The following is a 12,811-nucleotide window of genomic DNA, read 5'->3' on the forward strand; positions in this document are numbered from 1 at the left end:
CAGGACATTTTTAGTACAGGACGTTTAGGGGACGGGAGAGAAACATGCGAATTAAACCTGACGATAACTGGCGCTGGTATTTTTGTGAAGAGCATGACCGTATGATGCTCGACTTAGCCAATGGCATGTTGTTTCGCTCTCGTTTTGCGCGCCGAATGTTAACGCCAGACGCGTTTGCTCCCTCAGGCTTTTGCGTTGACGATGCTGCACTCTATTTCTCTTTCGAAGAAAAATGCCGCGAGTTCGATCTCTCCAAAGAACAGCGCGCTGAACTGGTATTAAACGCGCTGGTGGCAATCCGCTTCCTGAAACCGCAAATGCCGAAAAGCTGGCATTTCCTTGCGCACGGCATGAGCTGGACCCCGGCTATCGGCGATGCGGCGAGCGTCAATCTGAGCGATACCGAAGAGGAGGTGAATTTGCTGGTGGTTGAACCCGGTGAAAACGCTGCGCTCTGTTTGCTGGCCCAACCCGGCGTGACCATTGCCGGGCGAGTTATGCAGTTAGGTGATGCCATCAAAGTGATGAACGACAGGCTGAAGCCACAGCTGCGCGTTGATTCCTTCAGCCTCGAACAGGCGGTTTAAGCTTCCAGCTGTACGGATGTTTTCGGGACACAGCTACAGCACAGGATCGTGCCGTCACCGCCAATCGCAGATTTCTTCAGGGCACTCACTTCACCATCGACCAGTTTAATGCGACAGCATCCGCAAATCCCCGCGCGACAGGAATACGGTACGCGGATACCCGCCTGTTCCAGTTGTTCCAGTAGCACCTGCTGATTGTTACCACGGATAACTTTGCCTTCCCAGTGAATATCCACCGCGGAAGCGACGTTGGTTACCACGTCAACCATCTCTTCTTCCTGACCTGCGCCGTACACCCTGGCAGGCCCGCGGGTAAGGATCTCGATCTCGTCGCCCACGCGGATCACGCCGCTGGAGCGGGGGATCAGGTTCTGGCCGAAGTCGACATCACCTTTATCCTGCGCGGTGCGAAATGACTGCAAGGTTTTTAGCGGTTCACCGGAAGGATGCTTCTGGCCTTTCTCCGGGCTAATGGTGGTGAGAATACAGCGGCTGCACGGTTTCACCACGTCAAAAATAACGCTGCCGATGCGGATGACTTTCCAGGTATCTTCATCCCAGGCCTCCGCTCCGGTCACCACCAGATTCGGGCGAAACTGCTCCATCTGCACGCTGGCTTTGCAACGTTTTTGTAAATCTCGCAGCGAGGCCTCGCTGGTCAGCAGAAAGGGAAAACCATCCGCGAAGGAGAGGGGAACCGCATCGTGGCGCTTCACGCGACGGGTCAGCGCAGGCCCAACCCAGCGCAGCTGAACGTCACGGGAGAAAAAGCCGCTGAGCCACTGGTTAATGTTATCCGGCGCGATACGCGCGGTAAAATGATTGCCCCACACTTCCGTTGGCGCATCAAGCGGCGCAAAATCAGCAAAGCGGATCACGACGCTTGAACCGTCTGGCGCGGTCAAATGCAGCCCGTCATGAAGCGGGGAAGGCGTAAAGCGAACCATCTGCGGGAACTGACGTGCGGTGATAAACGTACCGTCAGGCTCGGTGACCATAAAAATACGATCGAAGGCGAATCCGCTCATATCGGCCAGCGCGTGAGTCACGCCGATACCGCGCATCGATTTCACCGGATGAATAAAAAGCCTGGATAACGTCGCCACTACACACTCCCGCTAAAGAAAATAAGCCTTCAACTTTATGACATACACGCCATATTAGCTATAATGCGCGACAATTTTCTATGAGTAAAAGTGACGATATGAATTCTCTGTTTGCCAGTACGGCCCGTGGGCTGGAAGAGCTGTTAAAAACTGAACTGGAAGCCCTGGGCGCGAAAGAGTGCCGGGTGGTTCAGGGTGGTGTCCATTTTGAGGGCGACACGCGGCTTATTTACCAGAGCCTGATGTGGAGCCGTCTGGCGTCGCGCATCATGCTGCCGATGAAAGAGTGCAAGGTCTACAGCGATCTTGATCTCTACACCGGCGTACAGATGATCGACTGGACAGAGATCTTCACCCCGGACGCCACCTTTGCGGTGCATTTCAACGGCGTCAACGATGAGATCCGCAACAGCCAGTACGGTGCCCTGCGCGTTAAGGATGCCATTGTGGACTGCTTCACGCGTCGTAATAAAGAACGTCCGAACGTTGACCGTGAAAACCCGGATCTGCGTATCAACGTCTGGCTGAACGGCGATACGGCCAGTATTTCCCTTGATCTGAGCGGCGCAGGCCTGCATCTGCGCGGCTATCGCGATCGCACCGGGATGGCGCCGATCAAAGAAACGCTGGCTGCCGCTATCGTGATGCGCTCCGGATGGCAGCCAGGTACGCCGCTGCTCGATCCGATGTGCGGTTCCGGTACGCTGCTGATTGAAGCCGCGATGCTGGCCACCGACCGTGCGCCAGGGCTGCACCGCGGCCACTGGGGCTTCAAAGGCTGGGCGCAGCACGATGAGGCCATCTGGAAAGAGGTCAAAGACGATGCGCAGACCCGCGCCCGTAAAGGGCTGGCGGAATACACCTCTCACTTTTACGGTTCGGACAGCGATGCACGGGTGATTGAACGTGCGCGCAGCAACGCCCGTCGTGCCGGTATCGGCGAGCTGGTCACCTTCGAGGTGAAAGACGTGGCGAACCTGACCAACCCGTTGCCAAAAGGCCCGTACGGTACGGTGATCAGCAACCCGCCGTATGGTGAGCGTCTGGACAGCGAGCCGGCGCTGATTGCACTGCACAGCCTGCTGGGCCGCAACATGAAAGCGCATTTCGGCGGCTGGAACCTCTCCCTGTTTAGCGCCTCGCCGGAGCTGCTGAGCTGCCTGCAATTGCGTGCCGATCGCCAGTTCAAGGCGAAAAACGGCCCGCTGGACTGCGTGCAGAAAAACTACCATCTGGCAGAGATAGCGGCGGATAGCAAACCGTCAGGCGTGGCGGAAGATTACGCCAACCGCCTGCGCAAAAACCTGAAGAAATTTGAGAAGTGGGCAAAGCAGGAAGGCATCGAATGTTATCGCCTGTACGACGCTGACCTGCCGGAATACAACGTGGCGGTTGACCGCTATGCGGACTGGGTAGTGGTTCAGGAATACGCCCCGCCGAAAACTATCGATGCGCAAAAAGCGCGTCAGCGTATGCTGGATGTGATTGCGGCCACCATCGCCGTACTCGGCATTTCGCCAAACAAGCTGGTGCTGAAAACCCGTGAGCGTCAGAAAGGCAAAAACCAGTATCAGAAGATGGGCGAGAAGGGTGACTTCATCGAAGTGGGCGAATATAACGCGCGCCTGTGGGTTAACCTGACCGACTACCTTGATACCGGTCTGTTCCTCGACCACCGTATCGCCCGCCGCATGCTGGGCCAGATGAGCAAGGGCAAAGACTTCCTGAACCTGTTCTCCTATACCGGCAGCGCCAGCGTTCATGCGGGGCTTGGCGGCGCGCGTAGCACCACCACGGTCGATATGTCCCGTACTTATCTGGAGTGGGCAGAGCGCAACCTGCGTCTTAACGGCTTAACCGGTCGTCAGCATCGCCTGTTACAGGCCGACGTGCTGGGCTGGCTGCGCGATACCGACGAGCAGTTTGACCTGATCTTTATCGATCCGCCGACCTTCTCTAACTCCAAGCGTATGGAGGATAGCTTTGACGTTCAACGCGATCACCTGCGCCTGATGACCGACCTGAAGCGCCTGCTGCGTAAAGGCGGCACCATTATGTTCTCGAACAACAAGCGCGGATTCCGCATGGATCACGACGGCCTGGCCGAACTGGGACTGAAAGCACAAGAAATCAGCCAAAAAACGCTGTCTCAGGACTTTGCCCGTAACCGTCAAATCCACAACTGCTGGCTGATTTCCGCAGTCTGAAAGGAAAAATAAATGTCTTTAATTAGTATGCACGGCGCGTGGCTCTCTTTCAGCGACTCACCGCTTCTCGATAATGCAGAGCTGCATATCGAAGATAACGAGCGCGTCTGTCTGGTGGGCCGTAACGGCGCAGGTAAATCGACGCTGATGAAAATCCTCAACCGTGAGCAGGGGCTGGATGACGGCCGTATTGTTTACGAGCAGGATCTGATCGTCTCTCGTCTGCAACAGGATCCGCCGCGTAACGTCACCGGCAGCGTTTACGATTTTGTGGCCGAAGGGATTTCAGAGCAGGCGGAATACCTCAAGCGTTACCACGAGATTTCGCATCTGGTGATGACGGACCCGAGCGACAAGAATCTCAACGAGCTGGCAAAAGTGCAGGAGATGCTCGATCACCACGGTCTGTGGCAGCTGGAAAACCGCATTAATGAAGTGCTGGCCCAGCTTGGCCTGGAAGCGGATATGGAGCTGTCGGCGCTCTCCGGCGGCTGGCTGCGTAAAGCGGCGCTGGGCCGTGCCCTGGTGAGCGGGCCTAAGGTGCTGCTGCTGGACGAACCGACGAACCACCTGGATATCGAAGCGATTGACTGGCTGGAAGGGTTCCTGAAAACCTTTAACGGCACCATTATCTTCATCTCCCACGACCGTTCGTTCATCCGCAATATGGCCACGCGCATTGTCGACCTCGACCGCGGCAAGCTGGTGACTTACCCGGGCGATTACGATACCTATCTACTGGAGAAAGAAGAGAACCTGCGCGTCGAAGAGCTGCAAAACGCCGAGTTCGACCGCAAGCTGGCACAGGAAGAGGTCTGGATCCGTCAGGGCATCAAAGCCCGTCGTACCCGTAACGAAGGCCGCGTTCGCGCCCTGAAGGCGATGCGCCGCGAACGTAGCGAACGCCGTGAAGTCATGGGGAGCGCCAAAATGCAGGTTGAAGAGGCGTCCCGCTCGGGCAAGATTGTCTTCGAAATGGAGAACGTGAATTATTCGGTTGACGGCAAAGTGCTGGTGAACGATTTCTCCGCTCAGGTTCAGCGCGGCGACAAAATTGCGCTGATCGGCCCGAACGGGTGCGGTAAAACCACGCTGCTTAAACTGATGCTCGGTCAGCTCCAGGCCGACAGCGGTCGTATCCACTGCGGTACCAAACTGGAAGTGGCGTACTTCGACCAGCACCGCGCAGAGCTGGATCCAGACCGTACGGTGATGGATAACCTCGCTGAGGGCAAACAGGAGGTCATGGTTAACGGCAAGCCGCGTCACGTGCTGGGCTACCTTCAGGACTTCCTGTTCCACCCGAAACGCGCCATGACGCCGGTGCGCGCGCTGTCCGGCGGTGAGCGTAACCGTCTTTTGCTGGCGCGTTTGTTCCTGAAACCCAGTAACTTATTGATTCTCGATGAACCGACTAACGATCTGGATGTCGAAACGCTGGAACTGCTGGAAGAGTTGATTGATGGTTATCAGGGAACCGTGATGCTGGTCAGCCACGATCGTCAGTTTGTCGATAACACCGTGACCGAGTGCTGGATCTTCGAAGGCGAAGGACGCATCGGGCAATATGTAGGCGGCTATCATGACGCGCGTGGACAGCAATCACAGTCGCTGGCGCAAAAACAGGCGAAGACCAAAAATGTCGCTGAACCTGTTGTTGCAAAAGCAGAAACTGTCAAAAAGTCTCCTGCTAAAATGAGTTATAACTTGCAGCGCGAGCTGGAGGGGCTGCCGCAGCGTCTGGAAGAGCTGGAAGCTGCACTGGAAGCACTGCAAATCCAGGTCGCTGATGCGTCATTCTTTACGCAGCCTCACGACTATACTCAGAAAGTATTGGCTGAACTCTCCCAGGCTGAACAGGCGCTGGAAGAGGCATTTGAGCGCTGGGAGTACCTTGAGTCTCTGAAAAACGGCGCATAAACAGGGATAATCTATGTGTGACCAGCACCATGCCGATCGGCATATATTATGCTCGCAATGCGATATGCTCGTGGCGTTGCCAGAGCTTGGTCACGGACATAAAGCTGCCTGCCCGCGCTGCGGCGCTACGCTGACGACCGAGTGGGACGCGCCAAGGCAGCGTCCCACGGCTTACGCGCTGGCAGCCCTGTTCATGTTACTGCTCTCCAATCTCTTCCCTTTTATCTCTATGAAAGTGGGTGGGATGGTAAGCCAGGTAGATTTACTGGAAATTCCTGGCGTGATGTTCTCGGAAGATTACGCCAGCCTTGGCACCTTCTTTCTTCTGTTCGTGCAGATCGTCCCGGCTTTTTGCCTGGTCGTCATTCTGCTGCTGGTCAACCGCGTCAGGATGCCCACTGTCCTTAAAATCAAACTCGCGCGGATCCTTTTCCAGCTGAAAAGCTGGGGGATGGCGGAAATTTTTCTCGCGGGTATCCTGGTCAGCTTCGTGAAGCTGATGGCCTACGGCGATGTGGGGATTGGCAGCAGCTTTATTCCGTGGTGTCTGTATTGCGTGCTGCAACTGCGCGCGTTCCAGTGCGTGGACCGACGCTGGGCCTGGGACGATATTGCCCCGGCGCCGACGCTCTCGCAGACGGTAAAGGTGGGCGTACCGGGTATCCGTCAGGGGCTTCGCTCCTGCTCGTGCTGCACCGCCGTGCTGCCCGCGGATGTCGAGGTGTGTCCGCGTTGTGAAACAAAAGGTCACGTCCGGCGCAAAAATAGCCTGCAATGGACCATGGCGCTGCTGGTGACCTCTGTCATGCTCTATCTGCCCGCCAATATCTTGCCGATCATGATCACCGATTTGCTCGGCGACAGAATGCCCTCGACCATACTGGCGGGGGTGATTTTGCTGTGGAGCGAGGGATCTTACCCTGTAGCAGGCGTCATATTCCTCGCCAGTATTATGGTTCCGACCTTAAAGATGATTGCCATTGCCTGGCTTTGCTGGGATGCAAAAGGGCACGGTAAGCGAGACAGCGAGCGCATGCATCTGATTTATGAGGTCGTGGAATTTGTTGGCCGCTGGTCGATGATTGACGTGTTCGTGATTGCGGTTCTCTCAGCGCTGGTGCGTATGGGTGGGCTGATGAGTATTTATCCCGCTATGGGAGCGCTGATGTTTGCGTTGGTCGTCATTATGACCATGTTTGCGGCCATGACCTTCGACCCTCGTTTATCGTGGGATCGTGAGCCCGATTCAAGCCATGAGGAAGAGTAAGAGCATGGAAAATAAGAGTGGAGAGGCTAAAGTGCAGAAGGTCAGAAACTGGTCGCCGGTGTGGATTTTCCCCATCGTGACCGCGCTGATCGGTGCATGGATCCTGTTTTATCATTACAGCCATCAGGGACCGGAAGTCACGCTAATTACCACCAACGCAGAGGGGATTGAGGGCGGAAAAACCACCATCAAGAGCCGCAGCGTGGATGTGGGTGTCGTGGAAAGCGCGACCCTGACGGATGATTTAACCCATGTTGAAATCAAGGCCCGCCTGAATGCTGGCATGGAAAAACTGCTCCATGAAGATTCTGTTTTTTGGGTAGTGAAACCGCAGGTTGGGAGAGAAGGGATCAGCGGCTTAGGGACGCTATTGTCCGGGGCTTATATTGAACTCCAGCCCGGCAACAAAGGCGCCCAGCCAGCAAACTATCAGCTGCTGGATTCACCGCCGCTTGCGCCACCGGATGCAAAAGGGATCCGCGTTATTCTGGACAGTAAAAAAGCGGGCCAGCTCTCGCCGGGCGATCCGGTGCTGTTCCGTGGGTATCGCGTCGGTTCGGTTGAAACAAGCACCTTCGATCCGCAAAAACGGACCATCAGCTATCAGCTATTTATCAACGCGCCTAATGACCGCCTGGTGACCAGCAACGTTCGCTTCTGGAAAGACAGCGGGATCGCGGTAGATCTCACCTCTGCGGGGATGCGCGTTGAGATGGGTTCACTCACCACGCTGTTTGGTGGGGGCGTCAGTTTTGACGTGCCGGAAGGTATAGATCTGGGACAACCGGTGGCGGAGAAAACCGCCTTCAGACTGTTTGACGATCAAAAAAGCATTCAGGATGCGCTCTATACCGATCACATCGACTACCTGATGTTCTTTAAGGACTCTGTACGCGGCTTGCAGCCAGGGGCGCCAGTTGAGTTCCGCGGTATTCGTCTGGGGACAGTGGGACAAGTGCCTTACTTTGTTCCGGGACTGAAGCAGATGCTTGATGATGATTATCGTATTCCGGTGCTGATCCGCATTGAGCCTGAGCGTTTGATTAACCAGATAGGCGAGGACCAGGATATTGGGGAGCATATCAGCGACCTGCTGAATCGCGGGCTGCGCGGCTCGCTGAAAACCGGCAACCTGGTCACAGGGGCGTTGTATGTCGATATGGACTTCTATCCAAAAGCGCCACCAATGACGGGTATCCGTGAATTTGGTGGCTACAAAATCATTCCTACGGTCAGCAGTGGCCTGGCGCAGATCCAACAGCGTCTGATGGAAACGCTGGATAAGATCAACAATCTGCCGCTGAATCCAATGCTTGAGGCTGCGACGGGATCACTGCATCAGAGCCAGGCAACGATGCAACGTCTGCAAACCACCCTGGATAATATCAACAAGATCACGGCCAACCAGTCCATGCAGCAGCTGCCGCAGGATATGCAGAAAACGTTGCGCGAACTGAATCGTAGTATGCAGGGCTTCCAGCCGGGCTCAGCGGCCTACAACAAGATGGTGGCGGATATGCAACGTCTTGATCAGGTTTTACGCGAGCTACAGCCCGTTCTGAAAACGCTCAATGAAAAGAGCAACGCACTGGTGTTTGAAGCGAAAGACAAAAAGGATCCTGAGCCTAAGAGGGCGAAACAATGAAAAAATGGCTAATCATCGCAGGCGCACTGGTATTAACGGCCTGTAGCTCTGGAAGCGATAACAAAAGCTACTACCAGCTGCCGTTAAGCGCCCAGTCCGGTGCGCAGAGCAGCACCTCGCAGGGCAGCCGTCTGCTGTGGGTTGAACAGGTTGCCGTGCCAGATTACCTGGCGGGCAACGGGGTGGTCTACCAGACCAGCGATGTGCAGTACGTAATCGCCAACAATAACCTGTGGGCCAGCCCGCTGGATCAGCAGCTACGCAATACGCTTGTGGCGAATCTGAGCAGCCAGCTCCCCGGTTGGGTCGTTGCCTCGCAGCCTCTGGGAAGCGATCAGGACACTCTGAATGTTAACGTGACGGGATTCCATGGCCGCTATGATGGTGCTGTTGTTATCAGCGGGGAGTGGCTCTTGAATCATCAGGGCCAGCTTATTAAGCGTCCTTTCCATCTGGAACTGAAGCAGCAGAAAGATGGTTATGACGAAATGGTGAAAGTGCTTGCGCAGGGGTGGTCACAGGAGTCGGCTGCTATCGCAAGAGAGATTTCCCGCCTGCCATAAGTAAAATTCATCGACGAAAGCCGCACTCAGCTTCTTGCTGATTGCGGCTTTTTTTTCGTTTTGCGTTCAGGTTGTTACTTGTCCCGCGTCACATTTTTTGTACAAACGATCTTCCATGTAGCTCACAAATATGACACCCGTATGAATTTTGAACGTTGACGCTGACGTCGATTCGGGGTATTCGTTAACTGTGCTTGCACATATTGCAACCACTGTTTTCTTTCCACCAGACAAAAGAATGAGGGAAACGAGGCATGAAGAGACAGAAACGAGATCGCCTGGAAAGGGCTCATCAACGTGGTTATCAGGCTGGCATCGCCGGACGTTCAAAAGAAATGTGTCCCTATCAGGCCCTGAATCAAAGGTCCCAATGGCTAGGGGGCTGGCGAGAAGCCATCGGAGACAGGGCAGTACTTGCTTGATACCGTCTCTTTAAAAAGAAACCTCCGCAATGCGGAGGTTTCGCCTTTCTGGATGGGGCTAAAAGCCGTTATCAGAAAGCGGAGGTATCCTGGAACAGACCCACTTTCAGGTCGTTCGCGGTATAGATCAGGCGACCATCTACCAGCACTTCACCGTCCGCCAGGCCCATAATCAGGCGGCGGTTAACGATGCGTTTGAAATGGATACGGTAGGTGACTTTCTTCGCGGTAGGCAGAACCTGACCGGTGAATTTCACTTCGCCTACGCCCAACGCACGGCCTTTGCCTTCACCGCCAAGCCAGCCCAGATAGAAGCCAACCAGCTGCCACATGGCATCGAGGCCCAGGCAGCCAGGCATTACCGGATCGCCAATAAAGTGGCAACCGAAGAACCACAGGTCCGGGTTGATATCGAGTTCTGCTTCTACGTAACCCTTATCAAAGTTGCCGCCGGTTTCGGTCATTTTCACGACACGGTCCATCATCAGCATATTTGGGGCTGGTAACTGCGGGCCTTTCGCGCCAAACAGTTCACCGCGACCAGAGGCAAGAAGGTCTTCTTTAGTATAGGATTCGCGTTTATCTACCATGTTCTCAGTAAGCCTTATTTTAGTGAAGGACGCAGGATAGCTAACACGTGTACGCTGAACAAGTCCGATCAGTTCGCACTAAACCAACTTAACCAGCGTAACGGCCACGGATAACGATGACGAGCATCCTGCTGTGTCGCCTGAGCTATACGTTCCTGAATGGTCTGCATCAGGGTTGTCTGGCCTTCGCCGTCCCAGACCAGGTTTGTCAGTAAGGGTAGTGCATCCTCAACCCCTTCGATGGCCCAGACGGTGAATTGTTCCTGCTCTACCGCATCCAGAATCGCCTGGCTCAGGCTCAAATGGCGAGCGTTAGGTGCCGGAATAATCACGCCCTGTTTGCCGTTTAAACCGCGCTGCTGGCAGATTGCGAAGAAGCCTTCGATTTTCTCATTCAGTCCGCCCACCGGTTGGGCACGGCCAAACTGATCCACGGACCCGGTAATCGCAATATTCTGGTTAATCGGCACGTCTGCAAGCGCGCTGATCACGGCACACAGCTCCGCCATTGAGGCGCTGTCGCCGTCGACTTCACTGTAGGACTGTTCAAAGGTCAACGAGGCAGAGAAGGGGATCTGCTGCTCGAGCTGAAGTTCAGACATCAGGAACGCCTGCATGATCATCATGCCTTTGGCATGAATGTTTCCGCCCAGTTCGGCCTTGCGTTCGATATCGGTAAATTCGCCGTCACCAATGTGTACGACACAGCTGATACGGGAAGGCTCACCAAAGGCGCGCGGGTGTCCGGGGAACTCGATGACGGACAAGGCGTTGATTTGCCCGATACGTTCGCCTTCGGTCTCCACCAGAATCTGTTCCAGCAGAATTTCATCCTGCATACGGTCAGCAAGATAACCTTCACGCCATTCACGCTGGGCCAGCATCTGGCTAAGCTGCTCACCGGTAAACGGACCGTTACCGCTGATAACCCCCACTTCACGCAGCTGTTTACCGATCCAGAGCGGGCAGAGCGGCAGGGTTTCCTGATCGCCAGTGTAGCGTACGGCCTCGCGGATTAAGCCCGGCCACGCATCCTCGGCAGGCGAGGGCAGTGCGAAACGTTCCGCCACGGCCATAACCCACTGACACCACTGCGCCATGTCATCGGCATCGGCGATCTGAATATTATCTTCAAATTCGCTATAGACAGCCTGCTCCGCGAGTTCTGGCTCCATTTCCTGGAAATCAGCCAGAGATTCACGGTCGCCCGTCAGCACGACGGTCAGTGACAGCGGCATAGACGGAATGGATACAGGCAGCGGACGCGAATCGTCGTAGCCTACCCAGTCAAAACGTTGCTGCGTCACCACCGTTTTCAGGCGCATCCACAGCAGAGGCTGAGCAAGCAGGGTGCGAAGGGAAATGAGCAACACGCCGCCATTCGCGCGGTGTACCAGCCCCGGTTGCAGTGACACATCGCCATTGAACTGACGAAGGCAGCCGAACAGCTGTTCTGCTTCCACCCAGTTGGCGGTGATCACCTCGCCTTTTGCAGCGAACTGTCCGTCTGCCTGCGTGGCAGGTTCGTACGTCACCTCACGTCCGGCAATATGATACTGGCCACCAAAAACGGCATTCGTTTTTGGCTGCAACTGGCGCATGGCATCACCGAGAAGCGTCAGATACTCGGCTTCTTCCGGGGCTTTGAGCAGCATGAAAGGAGATGTAGCCCATGGGGATGACATCTGCTCCAGCGCGTAATGCAAACGCGGTTGTGTATCGCTAAGTATGAATTCGTGTTCTTTTGTGAGGTCTGGCTGTGCAAACAGCTCCTGATAGCTCTCGGTATCCGGAACCAGGTCACGCCATGCAAGTTTCGTAATGGTCAAAGTTGATGTTTTTTAGTCAGAAGTAAAACCGTGGAGTATACCGTAAGCGGCGCACTCTGCCCAATCAGGATTCGGGTTTTCGTCATGCGGATCGCCTGCGGCGTTTCACAGGATATGATTTCTTTTCAGCAGATTGCCAAAAAACTGATATTCTGAACAGAGTTACACGGTAACACTGAGATCGCAATGAAATATCAACAACTGGAAAACCTCGAAAGCGGCTGGAAATGGAAGTACCTGGTCAAAAAGCACCGTGAAGGGGAGCTGATCACCTGCTACATCGAAGCCAGCGCGGCGCAAGAAGCTGTGGATATGTTGCTGACCCTCGAAAACGAACCGGTACTGGTCAACGGCTGGATTGAGAAACACATTAATCCGGCCCTGTTAAACCGGATGAAGCAAACTATCCGTGCTCGTCGTAAACGGCATTTCAATGCCGAGCATCAGCACACCCGTAAGAAATCCATCGACCTGGAGTTTATGGTCTGGCAGCGTCTGGCCGGGCTTGCGCAACGGCGCGGGAAAACCCTGTCGGAAACGGTGGTGCAGCTGATTGAAGATGCCGAGCACAAAGAGAAGTATGCCAGCCAGATGTCGACGCTGAAGAACGATCTACAGGCACTGTTAGGTAAAAAATAAGCGTTTTGCTTTTCTTCAGATAATAAAAAACCCCGC

Annotated in this window: 11 protein-coding genes; 8 read left to right on the forward strand and 3 right to left on the reverse strand. The window is 55.0% G+C overall.

Annotated elements, in window-relative coordinates; all coding sequences use genetic code 11:
• The first annotated feature begins 44 nt into the window (after window positions 1–44).
• The gene (gene zapC / locus ACOTXD_RS10815; protein WP_022650736.1) at window positions 45–587 is read left to right on the forward strand and encodes a cell division protein ZapC; all 543 of its coding nucleotides are present in this window, start codon (window positions 45–47) and stop codon (window positions 585–587) included.
• Here zapC and ACOTXD_RS10820 read toward each other — a convergent pair.
• On the reverse strand, window positions 584–1,693 hold the full coding sequence (locus tag ACOTXD_RS10820) for a YcbX family protein (protein WP_003858174.1): 1,110 nt from the start codon (window positions 1,691–1,693) through the stop codon (window positions 584–586). The genes zapC and ACOTXD_RS10820 overlap by 4 nt on opposite strands.
• Before the next feature lie 98 nt (window positions 1,694–1,791).
• Here ACOTXD_RS10820 and rlmKL point away from each other — a divergent pair, with 98 nt between their 5' ends.
• The 6 genes from rlmKL (at window position 1,792) to rmf (ending at window position 9,717) form a co-directional block, all read left to right on the forward strand.
• Window positions 1,792–3,900, forward strand: coding sequence for a bifunctional 23S rRNA (guanine(2069)-N(7))-methyltransferase RlmK/23S rRNA (guanine(2445)-N(2))-methyltransferase RlmL (gene rlmKL, locus ACOTXD_RS10825; protein WP_003858171.1), 2,109 nt, complete (start codon window positions 1,792–1,794; stop codon window positions 3,898–3,900).
• 12 nt (window positions 3,901–3,912) lie between these two features.
• Window positions 3,913–5,820, forward strand: a complete 1,908-nt coding sequence (locus ACOTXD_RS10830) for an ABC transporter ATP-binding protein (RefSeq protein WP_006809352.1) — start codon at window positions 3,913–3,915, stop codon at window positions 5,818–5,820.
• A gap of 13 nt (window positions 5,821–5,833) precedes the next feature.
• The gene (gene pqiA / locus ACOTXD_RS10835) at window positions 5,834–7,087 is read left to right on the forward strand and encodes a membrane integrity-associated transporter subunit PqiA (RefSeq protein ID WP_045336731.1); all 1,254 of its coding nucleotides are present in this window, start codon (window positions 5,834–5,836) and stop codon (window positions 7,085–7,087) included.
• 4 nt (window positions 7,088–7,091) lie between these two features.
• Window positions 7,092–8,732 carry an intermembrane transport protein PqiB gene (gene pqiB / locus ACOTXD_RS10840; RefSeq protein WP_003858166.1) on the forward strand — a complete coding sequence of 547 codons (1,641 nt, stop codon included), beginning with the start codon at window positions 7,092–7,094 and terminating at the stop codon, window positions 8,730–8,732.
• Window positions 8,729–9,295, forward strand: a complete 567-nt coding sequence (pqiC, locus tag ACOTXD_RS10845; protein ID WP_022650740.1) for a membrane integrity-associated transporter subunit PqiC — start codon at window positions 8,729–8,731, stop codon at window positions 9,293–9,295. The genes pqiB and pqiC overlap by 4 nt, the downstream gene beginning before the upstream one ends.
• 254 nt (window positions 9,296–9,549) lie before the next feature.
• Window positions 9,550–9,717 carry a ribosome modulation factor gene (gene rmf, locus ACOTXD_RS10850; RefSeq protein WP_003858162.1) on the forward strand — a complete coding sequence of 56 codons (168 nt, stop codon included), beginning with the start codon at window positions 9,550–9,552 and terminating at the stop codon, window positions 9,715–9,717.
• A gap of 71 nt (window positions 9,718–9,788) precedes the next feature.
• On the opposite strand, the gene fabA is transcribed toward rmf, so the two are convergent.
• Complete coding sequence (fabA, locus tag ACOTXD_RS10855; protein WP_000227926.1) at window positions 9,789–10,307, reverse strand: bifunctional 3-hydroxydecanoyl-ACP dehydratase/trans-2-decenoyl-ACP isomerase; 519 nt, start codon at window positions 10,305–10,307, stop codon at window positions 9,789–9,791.
• Window positions 10,308–10,375: 68 nt separating this feature from the next.
• Window positions 10,376–12,136 carry an AAA family ATPase gene (locus ACOTXD_RS10860; protein ID WP_003858160.1) on the reverse strand — a complete coding sequence of 587 codons (1,761 nt, stop codon included), beginning with the start codon at window positions 12,134–12,136 and terminating at the stop codon, window positions 10,376–10,378.
• 186 nt (window positions 12,137–12,322) lie between these two features.
• On the opposite strand from ACOTXD_RS10860, the gene matP reads away from it, so the two are divergent.
• Window positions 12,323–12,775, forward strand: coding sequence for a macrodomain Ter protein MatP (gene matP / locus ACOTXD_RS10865; protein WP_003858158.1), 453 nt, complete (start codon window positions 12,323–12,325; stop codon window positions 12,773–12,775).
• The last annotated feature ends 36 nt before the right edge of the window (window positions 12,776–12,811 follow it).

The sequence above is a fragment of the Enterobacter cloacae complex sp. CDL013 genome (assembly GCF_049238805.1).
GTDB classification, from domain to species: Bacteria; Pseudomonadota; Gammaproteobacteria; order Enterobacterales; family Enterobacteriaceae; genus Enterobacter; species Enterobacter hormaechei_C.